17 protein-coding genes are annotated in these 17,681 nt (G+C 62.2%); 8 read left to right on the forward strand and 9 right to left on the reverse strand.

Features of this window, described 5'->3' with window-relative positions; genetic code table 11:
* Positions 1–4 precede the first annotated feature (4 nt).
* From ACZ6WW_RS13920 to ACZ6WW_RS13930, 3 genes are all read right to left on the reverse strand, one after another.
* Positions 5–667 (reverse strand): thiol:disulfide interchange protein DsbA/DsbL, encoded by a 663-nt coding sequence (locus tag ACZ6WW_RS13920; protein WP_465274851.1) that lies wholly within the window; start codon positions 665–667, stop codon positions 5–7.
* A 106-nt stretch (positions 668–773) separates the two neighbouring features.
* Positions 774–1,643 (reverse strand): thiol:disulfide interchange protein DsbA/DsbL, encoded by an 870-nt coding sequence (locus ACZ6WW_RS13925; protein ID WP_465274724.1) that lies wholly within the window; start codon positions 1,641–1,643, stop codon positions 774–776.
* 84 nt (positions 1,644–1,727) lie between these two features.
* Positions 1,728–2,525, reverse strand: coding sequence for a c-type cytochrome (locus tag ACZ6WW_RS13930; protein ID WP_465274725.1), 798 nt, complete (start codon positions 2,523–2,525; stop codon positions 1,728–1,730).
* A 108-nt stretch (positions 2,526–2,633) separates the two neighbouring features.
* On the opposite strand from ACZ6WW_RS13930, the gene yihA reads away from it, so the two are divergent.
* The gene (gene yihA, locus ACZ6WW_RS13935; protein ID WP_465274726.1) at positions 2,634–3,281 is read left to right on the forward strand and encodes a ribosome biogenesis GTP-binding protein YihA/YsxC; all 648 of its coding nucleotides are present in this window, start codon (positions 2,634–2,636) and stop codon (positions 3,279–3,281) included.
* 128 nt (positions 3,282–3,409) lie between these two features.
* Here the strand turns inward: yihA and ACZ6WW_RS13940 are convergent, their stop codons facing one another.
* Complete coding sequence (locus tag ACZ6WW_RS13940) at positions 3,410–3,907, reverse strand: GAF domain-containing protein (protein WP_465274727.1); 498 nt, start codon at positions 3,905–3,907, stop codon at positions 3,410–3,412.
* Positions 3,908–4,101: 194 nt separating this feature from the next.
* On the opposite strand from ACZ6WW_RS13940, the gene ACZ6WW_RS13945 reads away from it, so the two are divergent.
* The 5 genes from ACZ6WW_RS13945 to ACZ6WW_RS13965 all read left to right on the forward strand — a co-directional run bounded on the left by ACZ6WW_RS13945 (position 4,102) and on the right by ACZ6WW_RS13965 (position 10,546).
* Positions 4,102–4,809, forward strand: coding sequence for a TMEM175 family protein (locus ACZ6WW_RS13945; protein WP_465274728.1), 708 nt, complete (start codon positions 4,102–4,104; stop codon positions 4,807–4,809).
* Entirely contained in the window at positions 4,806–5,486 is a 681-nt protein-coding gene (gene bioD / locus ACZ6WW_RS13950) for a dethiobiotin synthase (RefSeq protein WP_465274729.1), read from the forward strand. Before ACZ6WW_RS13945 ends, bioD begins: the two co-directional genes overlap by 4 nt.
* A 55-nt stretch (positions 5,487–5,541) precedes the next feature.
* Positions 5,542–5,886, forward strand: a complete 345-nt coding sequence (locus ACZ6WW_RS13955; protein WP_465274730.1) for a hypothetical protein — start codon at positions 5,542–5,544, stop codon at positions 5,884–5,886.
* 180 nt (positions 5,887–6,066) lie between these two features.
* Positions 6,067–8,253, forward strand: coding sequence for a peptidyl-dipeptidase Dcp (dcp, locus tag ACZ6WW_RS13960; protein WP_465274731.1), 2,187 nt, complete (start codon positions 6,067–6,069; stop codon positions 8,251–8,253).
* Between the two features lie 247 nt (positions 8,254–8,500).
* Complete coding sequence (locus ACZ6WW_RS13965; protein ID WP_465274732.1) at positions 8,501–10,546, forward strand: AAA family ATPase; 2,046 nt, start codon at positions 8,501–8,503, stop codon at positions 10,544–10,546.
* Positions 10,547–10,750: 204 nt separating this feature from the next.
* Here the strand turns inward: ACZ6WW_RS13965 and ACZ6WW_RS13970 are convergent, their stop codons facing one another.
* Genes ACZ6WW_RS13970 through ACZ6WW_RS13985 form a run of 4 tightly spaced genes read right to left on the reverse strand, consistent with a single transcriptional unit; the run spans position 10,751 to position 14,277 of the window.
* The gene (locus ACZ6WW_RS13970) at positions 10,751–11,434 is read right to left on the reverse strand and encodes an HAD family hydrolase (protein ID WP_281851642.1); all 684 of its coding nucleotides are present in this window, start codon (positions 11,432–11,434) and stop codon (positions 10,751–10,753) included.
* A 36-nt stretch (positions 11,435–11,470) separates the two neighbouring features.
* Complete coding sequence (locus ACZ6WW_RS13975) at positions 11,471–11,845, reverse strand: hypothetical protein (RefSeq protein WP_465274733.1); 375 nt, start codon at positions 11,843–11,845, stop codon at positions 11,471–11,473.
* A 13-nt stretch (positions 11,846–11,858) separates the two neighbouring features.
* The gene (gene glk, locus ACZ6WW_RS13980) at positions 11,859–12,881 is read right to left on the reverse strand and encodes a glucokinase (protein WP_465274734.1); all 1,023 of its coding nucleotides are present in this window, start codon (positions 12,879–12,881) and stop codon (positions 11,859–11,861) included.
* 46 nt (positions 12,882–12,927) lie between these two features.
* Positions 12,928–14,277: a GH1 family beta-glucosidase gene (locus ACZ6WW_RS13985; RefSeq protein WP_465274735.1), complete on the reverse strand. Its 1,350-nt coding sequence runs from the start codon at positions 14,275–14,277 to the stop codon at positions 12,928–12,930.
* 160 nt (positions 14,278–14,437) lie between these two features.
* Between ACZ6WW_RS13985 and ACZ6WW_RS13990 the strand changes: the two genes are divergently transcribed.
* Together ACZ6WW_RS13990 and ACZ6WW_RS13995 are read left to right on the forward strand one after the other, a co-directional pair.
* Complete coding sequence (locus ACZ6WW_RS13990) at positions 14,438–15,532, forward strand: ABC transporter ATP-binding protein (RefSeq protein ID WP_465274736.1); 1,095 nt, start codon at positions 14,438–14,440, stop codon at positions 15,530–15,532.
* Between the two features lie 126 nt (positions 15,533–15,658).
* A complete protein-coding gene (locus tag ACZ6WW_RS13995) occupies positions 15,659–16,000 on the forward strand; it encodes a hypothetical protein (RefSeq protein WP_465274737.1) in 342 nt (113 codons plus the stop codon).
* Between the two features lie 54 nt (positions 16,001–16,054).
* On the opposite strand, the gene ACZ6WW_RS14000 is transcribed toward ACZ6WW_RS13995, so the two are convergent.
* Complete coding sequence (locus ACZ6WW_RS14000; RefSeq protein ID WP_465274738.1) at positions 16,055–17,572, reverse strand: S53 family peptidase; 1,518 nt, start codon at positions 17,570–17,572, stop codon at positions 16,055–16,057.
* Positions 17,573–17,681 lie beyond the last annotated feature (109 nt).

The raw sequence follows: 17,681 nt of genomic DNA on the forward strand, positions 1-17,681 counted from the left end.
CGGCTTATTTGCCGCCGTTCAAATCGCGCTTGGCCAGCCATTGGGTCATGGCAACCAGCTGATCCAGCGTCTTGATTTCGTTGCTGCGGTATTTGCCGTCGACAACGAGGGTCGGCGTGCCGGTGACACCCCAGGACTTGACCAGGTCGAGATCTTTCTTGATCTGCGCCGTCACTTCGTCGGAGCTGGCGATCTCCATGAACTTGGCGCGGTCCACGCCCTGGTGCGCATAGAAGTCGGCCAGCTCGTCGAGCGTGGAGATCGGGTAGTGGTCGTCGAACTTCGCCTTGAACAGGGCCAGATGCGTCTGATCGACCACGCCGAGTTTCTTGGCGGCGTAATAGGCGCGCGCGTACGGCAGCCATTCGTCGCTGAACGCGGCAGGCAGCAGTTTGAACTCGACGCCTGGCGGCAACTGCTTGCGCAGCTCTTCAGCCTTGGGCGCGAAGTGCGCGCAATGGATGCAGCCGTAGGAGAACACCTCGACCACTTCCACCTTGCCGCTGTCGCTATAGCGATGGTTCGGCGCCGGAAGCGTCACGTATTCGGTGCCATCGGTGTAGGGGGCTGCCGCCTGATTGCCTGAGTTCTGAGCCGTGCACGCGCTGGTAAGCAACAGGCCGCCAAGCAGGGTGATCAGCCGCAGACGGGCAAAACGCTTCAACAACATGAAACTCTCTCCATAAGTGTGGCCGCGAGCCACCGGGAATAGTCAGGTCAGCCCGGATCGCCGGGTTTGAGACCGTATCGATGCCATTCGGTTCGATCCGGCCTTACTTGCCGGCCGCTTCCTTCGAGATCAGCCACTTGGCCAGCTCGATCGTCTGCGGATAGCCACCGGCCTGGCTCACGGTGAAACGGTACTTGCCATTGATGACGATCGTTGGCGTCTGCATCACACCGTACTTCTGCACCAGCTCGTCGGCGCGCTTCATCTTGGTGTTGATCGCGAACGAGTTGGCGACCGCGGCAAATTCCTTCGGATCGGCGCCAACCTTGGCATAGACCTTGGCGGCATCGTCGATCGTCGGCAGAGCGTCTGACGGCTTCAGGCCTCGGCCGTTGGGGTTTTCCGAGCTCAGTTCCTTGGTCTTCCAGGCGGCGTCGTACATGGCATCGGCGCCCTTGTCGGCCACGCCCAGCGCCTGCGCGGTGAAGTAGGCGCGCTGGAACATCGGGAAGTTTTCGGCCGGATTGAACGACACCGGCAGGAACACCAGGGTCGCGTTCGACGGCAGTTCCTTGGCCATCTGATCGACCGTCGTGTGGAATGCATTGCACGCCGGGCAGCCGTAGGAGAACACCTCGACCACTTCCACCTTGTCGGTGTCGCTCACCTTGGGCTGCTGCGGTTCGATCAGGTCATAGTTCTTGCTTTCGACCCACTTACCGTCGTCGACGAAGGGCGTAGCCGGTTTGGCGGCGGTAGCGACGGGAGCGCTGGCGGCGGGCGCAGGCGCGGCAGTGGATGCCGGCGCGGGGGCCGCAGACGTTGCCGGTGCCGGAGCGGCGCTGGCCGGCGCGGCAGGCGCGCTGCTGGCGCTCGGTGCGGGCGACTGTGGAGCACTCGCGTTATCGCTGTCATGGCTGCAAGCGGCGACCGCCAGGACGGCGGCAAACAGGAACGGCAGGCGCTTCAACATGGAAAACCTCATGGAACGAGTTACAGGGGATGGGGCTTAAAACAATATCGCCGGCGCTAGGCCGGCGATAGGTAGTCTAGAGAATTACTTGGTAGCCGGTGTATCGCTGCCGCTTTCGGCCGCATGTAGGCCTTCGACATAACTGGCCAGCGCGGCGATGTCCTTGTCGTCCAGCTTCTGCGCAATGGCTGGCATGATCTTGGCGTGGGCGTCGTCGCCCCAGTTGCCGCCATCGTGCCAGGCTTTCAGCGTGGCCTGGATGTATTGCGCGTGCTGGCTGGTCAACTGGGCGTAGATCGCGCCCGGATTGCCGCGACCGTCGATGCTGTGACAAGCCATGCAAGCCGGGATGCCACGTGCGGTGTCGCCTTCGCGGAACAGCTTCTGGCCCTGCTCGACCAGCGCTTCGTCGGCGACGCCCGGCAGCGAAGTCTTGCTGGCGAAATAGGCACCGATATCGTGCATGTCCTGCTCGGACAGCGGCGCGGCCATGCCGACCATGATCGGGTTATTGCGCTTGCCGTTCTTGAAGTTCTCCAACTGGCGCACGATGTACGACTCGTGCTGGCCGGCGAGCTTGGGGTATTGCGCATCGGAGGAATTGCCGTCGATGCCATGGCAAGCACCGCAGGCCGCGGCCTTGCCAGCGCCGGCGGCCGCATCGCCGGGCTTCACCGCGGCGGTGGCTGTGGCAGGCGTCGCTTCGGCGGTAGCCGGGGCTTTCGTGGCGGAACTCGCTGCAGCGGCCGGTTGGGCGGCACTGGCAGCGGCGGCCGGTTTGTTGGCTTCCTGTGCAGTCACCACGCCAATGGAGAGCGCAGAGGCGAGGGTAAAGACAACTCCAAGTACAGCGGGCCGAAAACCGACAGGCCGAAAACTCATACACTTGTCTCCCGAAGAACTGCTTTGGCTGCACGGCGCGCAAGTCTTGCTGACCGCAACTGGCAGAAACCTCGGAATTATCACTGCGCCATCGAAGCCGGTCAAACCATGTCGAATCCTCTACAGGGCGCACAGTTCGTGCTGGCCGCCCATCGTGTCCATCAACTGCCGGCCGATAACGGTGCGGAAGTCGCGTTCGCCGGCCGCTCCAATGCCGGCAAATCCAGCGCACTCAATGCGTTGACGGGGCACCGTGGCCTCGCGCGCACCTCCAAGACGCCAGGCCGCACGCAGCAGATGGTGGCTTTTTCGTTGCCCCCCGTGGCGCAGGGCGAGGGGCTGCCGTCGCTGGAGGCGCGCCTGATCGACCTGCCTGGGTACGGTTATGCCAAGGTGCCCGAGCCGTTGCGCGAGCACTGGAAGCAAGAAATCGATGCGTATCTGAATCAGCGCAAGAGCCTGCGGGGTGTCGTGCTGATCGCCGATATCCGCCATCCGCTGAAGGAATTCGACCGGATGATGCTGGAATTCTGCTTCGCCACCGGTTTGCCCTGCCATCTGCTGCTGACCAAGGCGGACAAGCTTTCGCGCAACCAGGCCGCGCAGGCACTGGCGGCGATGCGCAAGAGCTTCCCGGATGGCTTGCATGCTACGGCGCAGATTTTCTCGTCGCCCGCGGGTACTGGCGTGGAGGAGGCGCGGGAGGCCGTGTTGCGGTTGCTGCGGAACGGGAGAGTGGCGAGTGAGGAGGAGTGAAAAAGCCTCTCCTATTCGTCATCCCGGCGAAGGCCGGGATCCAGCGCCTTACGCGTCACCGTGCTGAAGACGCTGGGCCCCGGCTTTCGCCGGGGCGACGATGAAGACTGAGGTTTTTCCTGGGCTCTTTAATTGCTTGCTTTAACGGCGTCCATGAAGACCGCGCAAAGCGCCTCCATGCCGGCGCGGTCTTCGTCATCGAAGCGCCCGACCGAGGGGCTGTCCACGTCCCACACGCCGAACAGGCTGCCGTCGGCATTGACCAGCGGCACTACGATCTCTGAATTGGACGCCGCATCGCAGGCGATATGTCCTTCGAATTCATGTACGTCGCGGACCAACTGGGTCTGGCGTGATTCGGCCGCGGTGCCGCAGACGCCGCGGCCCAGCGCGATGCGGATGCAGGCCGGCTTGCCCTGGAACGGGCCGACGACTAGCTCGGTGCCGTCATAGAGATAAAAACCGGCCCAGTTGAAGTCCGGCAGGCTGTGATAGACGAGGGCGGCAAAATTTGCGGCGTTGGCGATCACATTCGGCTCGCCGGCCAGGATGCCGCGCGCCTGCTCGCACAGGTCCTGGTAGAGCTCGGGTTTGCTGGTGGCGGTGTTGGTTTGGATTTCGAACATGAGGTGGGCCTGGGGATGATGGCGGTCAGACGGTGAAGATGGGATGGGGTGGGGCGAAGTGCAAGGGATATGAGCAAGAGTCCCCCTCACCCCAACCCTCTCCCCCGGCAAAGCCAGGGGAGAGGGTTGGGGTGAGGGGGGCTCTTGCCTCTTCGCGTAAACTCCCGCTCTTTAGGGGGAACGCGAGAACCACTATGGACGAACAACAGCGCAAGCAACGAGCGGGGCTGATCGAGGCGCACCGCCTGGATGGGTTTTTCGATGCGGCGTTCGCCTTCGCGGTAAGCATCCTGGCGATCGCCGGCACCGAGGTGCCGCGCGACTTGCACGAGATGCTGCTGGCCTTGAACCGCATCCCCGCGTTCGCCTGCAGCTTCGCCACCATGCTGGTGTTCTGGTATCGCCACGTGCGCTGGCGCGAGCGCTGCCGCGTGCATGACACCACCAGCGTACAGATCAGCCTGATGCTGGTGTTCTTCGCACTGATTTTCGTCTACCCGCTCAACATGGTCTTCTCCGCCATGTTCAGCGCGGTCTACAACGGATTTACCGGCAGGCTGCTACCCGATGCGCTGGTGATCGAGCAGGCCCATGACATGACCTTGCTCTATCTGTGCTACGGCTCGGCCTATGCCTGCATGGCCGGTTGCCTGGCCTTGCTCTACCGGCACAGCCTGCGGCATATGCACGATGCCTCGCGCGAGGAAATGATCGAGGCGCGCGAATCGTTGTATGTGCAGGTGGGTTCGATGGCCGTTGCGTTGCTTTCGGTGCTGGTGGCGTTGGTAGCACCTGATGGCCACTGGTGGAGCGCCCTTCCGGGTTGCATCTATTTCCTGCTTACGTTTGTCTATTCGTTGACCGGACGGTGGGCTCGACGCATGTTGGCTGCCGAAGCATGAGCAAAGCCTGGTTTATCGCCGGCACCGATACTGGAGTCGGCAAGACGCACGCGAGTTGTGCCTTGCTGCATGCATTGCAAAAGACACGACATCGCGCATGCGGGATGAAACCTGTTGCCAGCGGATGCGTTGAAACAACGAACGGATTGCGCAACGACGACGCGCTCGCGCTGATCGATGCGAGCAGCATCCCGCATGCGGCGTACGACACCGTCAATCCGATCGCCTTGCGTGAGCCGCTGTCGCCGCATCTGGCTGCGCTGCATGAGCACAAGCAGATCTCGCTGGATCCATTGCGCACGGCATTCGATCTGCTTTGCAGCGATCACGATGCCGTGGTCGTCGAGGGCGTCGGCGGCTGGCTGGTGCCCCTGGCGCCGGGGTTGTTCGCCTCGGATATCGCACGGACCTGGCAACTGCCGGTGATCCTGGTGGTGGGGCTCAGATTGGGCTGTCTCAATCATGCTTTGCTGAGCGCGCGGGCGATCGAGGCCGATGGCTGCCGGCTGGTCGGCTGGATCGGCAATCGCATCGATCCGTCGATGGCGGCAGTCGACGAAAACCTCACGACGTTGCGGGAACTATTGCCGGCACCATGCCTGGGGGTGCTGCCGTATAGCACGTCACCAGAGCAGGCGAGCGATGCGCTGGCCGATGCGATGGCTTTGCTATGCTGAGCGCCTGCCCGGACGCAGCCGCCCTATCGACTTCAACCTTTTGCAGGAGGCATTCATGTCGTCGCTCCATCATTACTTTCTTTCCATTGCCGATCTGGCTCACGCGCGCGGCAACGACCCGGATCTGAGCTACGACGGCGCTGGCCCCAACGATTTCGCTGCTGCACTGCAAGAAGCCTTGCGCAGCCCGGTCTTGTTCGAACGGTGGCGCGCCAAGCAGGCCGAGCCCGATGACGTCGACCCGGGCCTGGGCGCGACCGACGCCAATGCGAAGGTCACCGGCAAGGTGGCCGATCTCAAGACCGATGTCGAGGCGGTCACCAGCTTGCCGATGAGCATCGTGCGTCACCGCCTGAATCTTCTGATCGGACCGGCCTGGCAACTGCGCGACATGCGCTGAGCCGCAAGCCAGGTCGATCATGTGCGGCCGCGTCCACCCGCGGCCGTTTTCATGTCGAAACGTTCGGCCATGCATGGCTTGTGGGTCTTGGAATAAGAGACCGGCTGTGGTTAGAGTCGAGAACTATCTTGTTCCAGTCGCGCCGGGCAGGCGCGGCACCTTTTCACCCGGGGAGCCCCAATGTTACGTCTTCGTTTGCTCGTCATCGCCACTTCTCTTGCGCTCGGCGCCTGCTCGCAGCAGTCCCAGGATGCCTCCAAGTCCGCACAACAACCGGCCGCTCCGGCCTCCGCCGCGGCAGCGCCGGCGGCTGCCGCCTCTATTTCGAGCAATCCTTTCTATGCCGCCAGCACGCTGCCTTACCAGGCGCCGCCGTTTGACAAGATCAAGGAATCCGACTACGAGCCGGCGATCGAAGAGGGCATGAAGCAGCATCTGTCCGAGATCGAAAAGATCGCCGACAACCCGGAGCCGCCGACGTTCGACAACACGATCGTCGCGATGGAAAAAACCGGCGCGATGCTGACCCGCGTGATGCGGGCATTCGATACCGTTACCGGTGCCAACACCAGTGATCTCTTGCAGAAGGTGCAGGAAGAGGAAGCGCCCAAGCTCTCCGAGCACCAGGACGCCATCACGCTCAACGGCAAACTGTTCGCGCGTATCGAGGCGATCTACAACCAGCGCGACACCTTGAAGCTCGATCCCGAGTCGCTGCGCCTGGTCGAAGTGACCTACAAGAATTTCGTGCGTGGCGGCGCCAAGCTGTCCGACGCCGACAAGGCCAAGCTGAAGGATCTCAACAAGGAAGAATCCTCGCTGACCGCCCAGTTCTCCAACAAGTTGCTGGCCGCCACCAAGGACGCAGCCTTGGTCGTGGATGACAAATCCAAGCTGGCTGGCCTCTCCGACGCTGAAATCACGGCCGCCCAAAGTGCAGCCAAGGATCGCAAGCTCGACGGCAAATACGTCGTCGTGCTGCAGAACACCACGCAGCAGCCGGCGCTGCAGGATTTAAACGATCGCGACACGCGCGAATCGTTGTTCAAGGCCTCGTGGGGTCGCACCGAAAAGAACGACGCCAACGATACGCGCGACATGATCGAGCGTATCGCACAGATCCGTGCGCAGCAGGCCCAACTGCTCGGTTACCCAAACTATGCCTCGTGGAAGCTCGAAGACCAGATGGCGAAGAAGCCCGAGGCCGCGATCAAGTTCATGCAGGACCTGGTGCCTGCGGCCACCGCGCGCGCGCAGACCGAGGCGAAGGACATCCAGTCGGTCATCGATACGCAGAAGGGCGGCTTCAAGGTCGCCGCGTGGGACTGGGAACACTACGCCGAGCAAGTGCGCAAGGCCCGGTACGATCTTGATGAAAGCCAGATCAAGCCGTATTTCGAGCTGGATAACGTGCTGCAGAACGGCGTGTTCTATGCGGCCAACCAGCTTTACGGCCTGACCTTCAAGGAGCGCAAGGACATCCCGGTGTGGCAGCCGGACGTGCGCGTGTTCGAAGTGTTCGACGCCAATGGCCAGTCGATGGCGCTGTTTTATTGCGACTATTTCAAGCGCGACAACAAGGGCGGCGGCGCCTGGATGAGCAACCTGGTCGATCAGTCCAAGCTGCTGGGTGCCAAGCCAGTGGTCTACAACGTCACCAACTTCACCAAGCCCGCGGACGGCCAGCCGGCGCTGCTGTCGTTCGACGACGTGATCACCATGTTCCACGAGTTTGGTCACGCGCTGCACGGCATGTTTGCCGATTCGCAGTACCCGTCGTTGTCGGGCACCAGCACCGCGCGCGACTTCGTCGAGTTCCCGTCGCAGTTCAACGAGCATTGGGCGACCGACCCGAAGGTGTTTGCCAACTTCGCCAAGAACTACAAGACCGGCGAACCGATGCCGCAGGCGCTGGTCGACAAGATCAAGAAGGCCGGCAACTTCAACAAGGGCTACGACATGACCGAACTGGTCGCCGCTGCCTTGCTCGACATGGATTGGCATTCGCTCGGTGCCGACGCGCCGAAACAGGATGCCGACAAGTTCGAAGGCGATTCGCTGAAGAAGAACAAGATCGACCTCGGCTATGTGCCGCCGCGTTACCGTTCTAGCTATTTCCAGCACATCTGGGGTAACGGCTATGCGGCCGGTTACTACGCCTATCTGTGGACGCAGATGCTCGCCGACGACAGCTTCGAATGGTTCAAGGAGCACGGCGGTCTGACTCGCGAGAACGGCGATCGTTTCCGCAAGATGGTTTTGTCGCAAGGCAATACCCAGGACCTGAGCACGATGTACCGCACGTGGCGCGGCAAGGATCCGAGCGTGGAGCCGATGCTGATCGATCGTGGCCTGAAGCAGAAATAAGCCTTCAGCCCTGTAGCAAAAAAGCCGGCGTTGCCGGCTTTTTTGTTTTCGGTGGACACTTGCACGCGCAGCTTTGCCCCGCTAGAGTGCGCGCACTTTACTACCCAGCCTAAGGGGCTGCCGTCATGCGTGTCATCAATCACTCGAGGCTTTTCACCGCGTCCTAAGGGACGTTTGCATCGCACAGGACTGTCCTGTCGCGTTGTCGTGAACCTTTGTCTTTGGCGCTCGTTGCGCTGGTGAAATGATGAATACGTCTACACGGAATCTGCGTGCCGGATGGGCACGCCTATGGTTGCTGCGTCTGTATAGCGCTCGCCTCGATGCGAGTGCGAACGATGACAGCGCACTCTTTACTTTGATTTACCAGGGGCTGCGCCGCCTGCGCGTGCGTCGCTGTGCGGAAGAACGCGACGCTTTGCGCGCCAAGGTGGCGACGATGCTCGGGCGAAACGATAGCCGGCCAGCTTCCCGGGCAGGACAGCATCCGCTGTTTGCCGATCTCGCCCGCGTGTTTTCGCTCGATCCGGATGCGTTGCTGGTATTTGCATTCTTCTGCGCGGTCCATGGCGACGACATGCTCGGGGCTGCCGCGCGTGACGAGAAACGTTACCCGTCCAATCGCGCGGGTATCCTGCGCTTGCTGGGCGATGCGCTGGGGTTGCCGCAGGACCGGCTGCGCCGCAGTTTGCGCGTGAAGGGTCCGCTGCTGTCCAGTGGACTCATCTCGATCTACCACGGCAACTATGGTGGGGCCGCCGACTGTGTCGAGCTTGGCGATGGCGTTCTCGCCGTCGTGAGCGACGATCCGAACGATGCATCGGCGTATCTCGAGCAGCTCTTTGAACTGGCCGGTCCTGGCGAGTTGACACTGGCGGACTATACGCACGTTCAAGCGGACGTCGAGCGGATTCGCGCCTGCCTCGATACGGCGCCTGAGGATGGCAAGGCAGCGAATGTCTTGTTGTATGGGCCACCAGGCACCGGCAAGACCCAGCTGGCAAGGACGCTTGCTGGTGCGTTGGGCCGCACGCTCTACCTCGTGCGCACCGCCGATAGCCAGGGCGATCCGATCGAAGGACGCAATCGATTGAAGGCGTACGAAGCCGCTCAGCGCGCGCTGGCGGCGAACCGGCGGGCTTTGCTGCTGTTCGACGAAATCGAGGACGTCCTGGGCTCATCGGAGAGTGGATGGGGCGGTGCGGTCAACTACAAGAGCTGGCTCAATCGGCAGCTGGAGATGTCTCGCGTTCCCTGTATCTGGATCGGCAATGGTCTGGGCAGGATGGATGATTCCCAGTTGCGCCGTTTCGATGTGGTGCTGGAATTGACGCCACCGACGCGCAGCACCCGGCGAGCGATGTTGCAACATCGATTGCAGGACTGGAATATCGCCTCTTCGCTGTTGGACGACATCGCATCGAACGATGCCTTCGCGCCTGCGCACTATGACCGTGCCGCGCGTATGCTCGATCGAATGCGGCACGTGGAGGGTGTGGACGCAGAGCGCGTCTTGCGCGATTCGCTCAACGAAATCCTGCAATCGCGCGGGTTGCCCACACTGGGGCGGAGTCGTCGTTCGGTGAGGTTCGACACCTCGCTGTTGCGTACCGACCAGCCGATTGCTCCCGTGCTCGATTTATTGCAGCGACAGCCAAGCGGACGGCTTTGCCTGTATGGGCCGCCGGGCACCGGCAAGACGGCACTGGCTGCGCATATTGCCGAGCGTCTGGATCGGCCTTTGTTGAAGCGTCGTGCCGCGGATCTGCTCGGTCCCTATATCGGCCAGACCGAGCAGGCCATCGCACGGATGTTTCGTGAGGCCGAACGCGAGGGCGCGGTGCTGTGCCTCGACGAAGCCGATAGTTTTCTGCGTGATCGGCAAGGTGCGCAGCGCAGTTGGGAAGTCACCCAGGTCAACGAACTGTTGACCCGACTGGAAGATTTCGAGGGCATTTTCGTCGCCTCTACCAACTTGATGGACAGCCTGGACGCGGCCGCGTTGCGACGCTTCGATTTCAAGCTGCGCTTCGAGTGGCTGGATCTGCAGCAGCGCAGGCACCTGCTTGAACACTATGTGCAGCGTTTCGATTTGAAACGGGACATGGAGGAGTCCGAGCGCATGCGTGAGCTTGGCTTGCTCGATTGCGTCGCGCCGGGCGACTTTGCCGCGCTCAGTCGTCGACTCGAAGCGAATGCCGGCTGTGGCGAACGCGAACTTCTGCAGTGGTTGCGCAGCGAGCAGGCGCTGAAGCCGGGCGTCAGGTCTTCGCGGATCGGTTTTGTTACGTGAGTTTGAGAGTGTCGCTACTGAAGAGAACCTCTAAGAACCCTTCCGATTCGTCATCCCGGCGTAGGCTGGGATCCAGTGACTTTGCGATCGGTTATCGCCAGAACGTTCAAGCATTTGCTCTATCGCGAAGATCGTAAACCGAAGTCACTGGATCCCGGCCTGCGCCGGGATGACGAGTAGGAGGTTCATCGAGATTCTCGGGCCTCAACTACGCGCCGCTACTTCATCAATATGCTTGAGCAGATCGGCAGGATCTTCATAGACGCGAAACGCCCCCGCGCTTTCCAGCTCCTGTTGCCCGTAACCGCCCGATAGCACGCCCACGCCGAGCGCGCGGCAGCGCTGCGCGGCGAGCATGTCCCAGATGCTGTCGCCGATCACCAGCGATTTCTGGATGTCGATGCCCAGACGCTCCGCCGCCGTGATGAAGAGATCAGGATCGGGCTTGGCATGGCGCACCTGATCGCGCGTCACCACCGGCACCTTGTCCGGATCGACGCCCAGGATGTCCAGGTTGTGCTTTGCCGTTTCCATGCGTCCGCTGGTGGCGATCGCCCAGGGAATTTCCTGCTCGGTGAGGTACTGAAGCAGCTCGCGTGCGCCGGGTAGCGGGCGCACGTCATCGTGCATGGCCTGGCGCTGGTAGGCTTCGGCGTGCCATTGGCGCAAGCGCGCGAGTCGCTCTTCGGTGATTTCCAAGCCGGTCTCGCGCAGCAGGATGTTGGTGAACAGGCCACCGCTCATGCCGATCTTGCGATGGATGCGCCACACCGAAAGCTCGACACCTTCCTTGTCCAGCGCTTCTTTCCACGCCAGTACGTGCTGGTAGACGCTGTCGATCAAGGTGCCGTCGAGATCGAACAGAAAGGCCGTGTTGGCGCGCGACATGCGTTTCTCCAAGAAGGAATGCGAGGGACGGCTAGTTTACGAAAGGCCGCCGTCTTTCCATGCGTAGTACATGCCCTGACTGAACAGGTGCGTGATGTTCTTGTTGTCCGCCCATGGGTAGCGCGCCTTGAACAGCGGCTCGAAATCGCGGATGTGGGTGTGATTACCGGCGGTCATGGCCAATTGATAGACCGTGTCGTGGCCGAACTTCATCGCCTCCTGGCAGAGGCGATTGAATTCATCGAGTTCGGCTTGCGCAAGTTGCGGGTAGCGCAGGCGCAGGCGCGGCTGGATCGGTTTCAACCAGTTCTCGCCCCATTCCATCGCCAGGGCGAGACCTGCGTTCAGTTGCTCCGCCCGAAGCGTTTCCGGGTCGATCTGGACTTGCCGCTTGCGCCAGAAGCGGAGCACCTGCGTACCTCGATCAGTGTCGCCGTTCGGCGAGGATGGGACGCCCTGATTCGATCACGGCCAGCGCGGCGGCACCGATCAGGCCCGGCTCGGGATTCATGATCGCCTGCGTCGGGACCTTCTCCATGATGTCGCGGAAACGACCCTTGGCTTCGAAGCGTTCGCGGAAATGTCCACGTCCCAGCCACGGCAGCAGGATCGGGATCAGACCGCCGGTGAGATACACGCCGTCCCATGCGCCGAGCGTCAGCACCAGGTCGCCGGCGACGCTGCCGAAGATGCCGGCAAACGTTTCGACTGTGCGTACGCAGATCGGGTCGCTGTTGTTGTTGGCGCGTTCGGTGATGTCTTCGGGCAGCAGGTCGTCCGGCTTCTGGCCAGCGATAGCGCAGATCGCGTCGTACAGATTGACCAGGCCCTGACCACAGATCAGCCGCTCATTCGACACGCGGCCGAATTTGCCGTTGAGATACTTGAGGATGTCGATGTCTTCGGGGCTATGCGCGGCAAAGCCGGCGTGGCCGCCTTCGGTCTGCAGCACGCTGCAGTGACCGTCGCGCACCAACAGGCCGCCGACACCCAGACCGGTGCCGGGGCCGACGACGCAGAAGGTCTGTTCCTGATGCGCGCCGATATCGGGCAGGGCGAGCTTGCCCACCGGCACCAGGTCGTTCTGCTTGAGCAGGATCACCGCCATGCTCTGCGCGGCGAAATCGTTGACCAGATGCACCCAGTCCATCTTCAGTTCGTCGGACAGCTTGTGTGCCGCGATGGACCAGGGGTTGTTGGTGATCTTGACGGTTTCGCCGTCGCTGATGCGGCCGGCCGCGGCGATGACCGCGTTTTTCGCGGTCAGGCCGGTGTCGCTGTGGTACTGGCGGATCGCTTCGGCGAGCGATCCGAAATCCTTCACGCGATAACGACGAACGGTATCGTGCAGCAGCGGGTCCGATTGCGTGCAATCGGCCAGGCCAAAACGGACATTGGTACCGCCGAGGTCGGCGAGAAGGGTGTGACTGCTAGCGGAAGAACTCATGAAAAATCCTGGCAGAGCGGGTCACGCAAGCCTCTTTCGGTCCGAATCAGTCATCCAGCACCGCGCCGTTGCTTTCGATCACCTTGGCATAAAGTTTCGCCGTCGCCTTGGGCGTACGTTTTTGCGTGGCGAAATCCACATGGTACAGGCCGAAGCGTTTAGAAAACCCCAACGACCATTCGAGATTATCCAGCAATGACCAGGCGTAGTAACCCTTCAGATTGACGCCGGCATCGATGGCTTTGCGCAAGGCCTTCAAATGCTTGCGTAAATAGTTTGTGCGCAGCGGGTCGTCCAGCACCTCGGCCTCGGCCACCGGCGGGTCATAGAAGGCCGAGCCGTTCTCGGTGATGTACAGCGGAATGTCGCCGTAGCGGCTCTTGAACCAGGTCAGCGTGTCGGTCAGGCCCTGCTCGAACACTTCCCAGCCGGTCTCGGTATAGGTCTTGTTCGGCTGGCGTACCGGCGTAGCCTTGAGCGGGTACTGGTTCGGGTCGTGCTTGACCACGGCGCGGGTGTAGTAATTGATGCCGACGAAATCGACCTTCTGCTGGGTCAGCTTGAAATCGTCCGCTGGGAAATCCGGCCATGCCTCGCCGAAGATTTCCTTGAGTTCGGGCGGGTAGCTGCCCAGCAGTGCCGGGTCGGCGAACTGCTCGTTCATGTAGGCGTGCGCGCGTCGCGTGGCGGCCAGATCTTCGGCGCTCTGCGAATGCGGGTACTTCGGCTCGATGTTGAACACCACGCCGATCTCGTGCTTGCCGTGTGCGCGATAGGCCTGGATGCCGGCACCGCTGGCGCGCATCAGATTGTGCGCTGCAATAGGCGCTTCGTATTTGCTGCGATGACCCGGTGCGAGCGCGCCATGCAGGTAGCCGCCGTCGGTGACCACCCAGGGTTCGTTGAGCGTAGACCAGCGCTGCACGCGGCCGTCCAGCGCCTTGAACATCACTTCGGCGTATTCGGCAAACCAGTGCGCGACATCGCGGTTGAGCCAGCCGCCGCGGTCGTCCAGCGCCGCCGGCAGGTCCCAATGGAACAGGGTGACATTCGGTGCGATACCGTTGGCGAGCAGCTCGTCGACCAGGCGTGAATAGAAATCCAGGCCTTTCTGGTTGATCCGGCCGGTACCTTCGGGCAGCACGCGCGCCCAATTGACGCTCAGGCGGTAGCCCTTCAGGCCCAGCGCCTTCATCAACTGCACGTCGTCCTTGTAGCGGTTGTAGTGGTCGCAAGCGATGTCGCCGGTGTCGCCGCCGACCATCATCCCGGGGGTATGGGCGAAGCGCTCCCAGATGCTGGGGCCGGCGCCATCGGCCAGCGGCGAGCCTTCGATCTGATAGGCGGACGTGGCGGCGCCCCAAAGGAAGCCGTCGGGAAAGCGGTAGCTGCTCATGACGTTAAGGCTCTCGATGCCGCATCGCGGCTTGATGTAAACGATTACATTGCGAGAATATCCGAATATTCCCCACTTGTGCAGCCGTTTGGCGCATCGTGGGCCGGTTTTTATCCCATCCCGCAGGCTTCGGCGCCCGGCCAGGCCAGGAGATACATGCATGGCCAGTGTTCGTCTCGACAAGCTGCGCAAGGTCTATCCCAACGGCCATGTCGGGGTAGCCGATGCCAGCTTCGAGATTGCCGACGGCGAGTTGCTGGTGCTGGTGGGTCCCTCCGGCTGCGGCAAGACTACCTTGCTACGGATGATTGCGGGTCTGGAAACCATCAGCGGCGGCACGCTGAGCATCGGCGACCGTGTCGTGAACGAGGTGGCGCCGAAGGATCGGGACATCGCGATGGTGTTTCAGAACTATGCGCTCTATCCGCATATGACCGTGGCCGAGAACCTCGGCTTTGGCCTCAAGCTGCGCAAGCAGGATCCGGCCGAGATCGATCGCCGTGTACGCGAGGCGGCCGCGATCCTGGAACTGGAACAGCGGCTCGACTCGCGCCCGGCCGCGCTCTCGGGCGGGCAGCGCCAGCGCGTGGCGCTGGGCCGTGCGCTGGTGCGCAATCCGAAAGTCTTCTTGCTCGACGAGCCCTTGTCGAACCTGGATGCCAAGCTGCGTCTGTCGATGCGTGTGGAGATCGCCCGCCTGCATCGCCAGCTCAAGGCGACCATGATCTACGTGACGCACGATCAGATCGAAGCCATGACCCTGGGCCAACGCATCGTGGTGTTGAACGGCGGCGTGATCCAGCAGATCGATACGCCGATGAACCTCTACGACCGCCCGGCCAATCTGTTCGTGGCCGGCTTCCTGGGCAGCCCGGCGATGAATCTGTTGCACGGCACGCTGCGTCGTGAAAACGGCTGGATGTTGCAGGCCGCGCAAGGCGTGTTGGCGCTTGGCGAGCTGGCGCAAGGCGCGGCGCTCGACGCCTGGCAGGGACGGGAGGTCGTGCTCGGCCTGCGCCCCGAAGACCTGATACCGCAGAAAGACGCCGACGGCGCCCTGCTCAGCGCGCAGCTCGAAGTGGTCGAGCCGGTGGGCAACGAGATGTTCCTCAATCTGCGTTATGGCGACCAGGCGGTGGTCTCGCGCACGCCGTCGCGCGAGCTGCCCGAGCGCGGCAGCACGCTGCATTTCGGGTTTCATCCGGAACGGCTGCACTTCTTCGATGCCGGCAACGGTGAACGCATCAAGAGCTGATTCCCTGCCTGAACGGATCCCGGAGCCTCTCGGTGGTCCAGTCAACGCCCTTGGTGACGCCACGTTCTTGCGATGGAACGGCACGCGCGGGGTGCGCTGCCGTCCATCCACCTTTGGAGAACTCTCATGAAGTCGATTCGTCGTCTTATTGCGGCTGCGTTCGTCGTGTCCACGGCTGTCGCTTCCGTTGCGATGGCGCAGACCGCCGATGTTCCCGGGCATCCGCGCGTCAACGAGGTCAATCAGCGCATTGACAATCAGCAGAATCGCATCAGCAACGGTGTCGCCAACGGCACGATGAATGGCAAGCAGGCGGCCCGCGATGAAACGCGCGATGCGAACATCGCCCAGCGTGCGAGTGCCGACGAAGCCAAGCATAACGGTCATTTGACCAAGAAGGAAACGCGCAACCTCAATCGCGCGGAAAACCGTAACAGCCGCGATATCCATCGCCAGAAAGCGCACTGATCGCGTAACGAACCGATGGCCGCGGCGGGGCGCCGTGGCCATCGTGTTGCGTGCTCAGGCTTGTTTCTGCAGGCCCTGCAATGCCGTCAACAGTTTCGTGCCATTGGGGCTGCCCCAACCGGTACAGGCATCCCAGCCCTTGGACGCCTTGAAGTCGCCATTGTTGCCCGACGTGATGTCATGAAATGCGGCAGTGCCGATCTGATAGATCGCCGCATGCACATCGCCAAGCGGGCTTCCCAACGATTGGTTGCAACGCGCAATCAGCGCAGCCCATAGCGGCGCCACCGCGCTGGTGCCACCGATCACGGTATCCTGGCCATCGACGCGTACCGCATAGCCACTGGCCGGATCGGCATCGCCCGCTACATCGGGAACGCCGCGGCCATTCGTACCAGCGGGCAGGGTGATGCCGCTCTGCCAATCGGGCCTGGCGACCTGCGTGCTGACGCCACCGCCGGTAGCGCCGTTGTTCGAGGCTGTTTCGTTCCAGACCGTTTCGCTCTTGATCGTCGTGCCGCTGGCTTGCAGACGCGTGCCGCCGCAGGCGAGTACATACTGGCTGGATGCGGGGAAATCGACGTGTGGTTGATTGTCGGTTACGCCGTCGCTGGAACCGTCGTCGCCTGCGGCGGCGATGACCGTAACGCCCAATGCCACGGCGTCTTCGAGCGCGCTCTGCATCGCATCGAACGACTGCGTGCTCCAGTTATTTTCGGGACCGCCCCAGCTGATCGAGATGACCGAGGGCTGGTTGGTTGTGTCGTGCGCGGCCTGCGAAATGGCTTCGTAGAAACCCTGGTCGGTATTGGGCGCAAAGTAGACGGCGATTTTTGCACTGTTCGCCAAGGCGCCGGCCACTTCGATATCGAGCAATACCTCCGCATCCGCGTCGCCGCCCGGCTGATTGCTGCCGCCGGAGACCGCCACATCGACGACGGTCGGAGTCGTCAACTGCAACGACGAAAAATACGTGCTGAGATCGTCGCTCTGATAACCGCCGCCGAGCTCGATCAAGGCAATCGTCTGGCCGCTGCCGTCCGTGCCATCGGGATACTGATAGAGCTGACCGACCTGCAACGGCGTGAACGACTGTGACGCCGGCTGTTTGGCCCGGCGAAAATGAGGTTTGGCGACCGGGCGCTGATCGAGGCCGAGGACCGCGATGACGTGCGGCCCCAATGTCTGGGCTGGCTGCGGCGCATGCTGGCAACCGGTAAATTGCCGGCCGTCGGGGGTTTCATAACGCCCCAGTTCCACGCCGAAGGCTTTCTGCAGTGCGGATATGCTGCCACGCAGGCGCATCGAGCGGCGATGCATCTGGCAATCGGTTTCCTGCAAACCGTGGTCGCGCGCAAAACCGCGCAGGTGCTCGACATCCGCAGGGTCTGCGCCGAAACGTTCGCCAAAGCTGGTGCGCGATGGGGCGTGTCTGGTCGGCCAGTGCGCGGGCTCCGGCGGCGTACCGCGGCGTCGCAGCACGACAGTGACTTCCATCGTGTCGTCCGCGCCATGCGGGCCGAGGTAGCGGGCGGTTTGTGGGAAGGTCGAAGAGGTGGGCGAGGCAGACATGGAACAACACTCCGTGGGGGCGGGTTCTTGAGGTTGCGCCCGCCTGTGTTGCATGGACGTGTTAGCGAGACCAGGCGTTTAGGCGGATGTCATTTTCTGCGTGAAAACC

It is taken from the genome of Dyella sp. NPDC103356 (assembly GCF_055584465.1).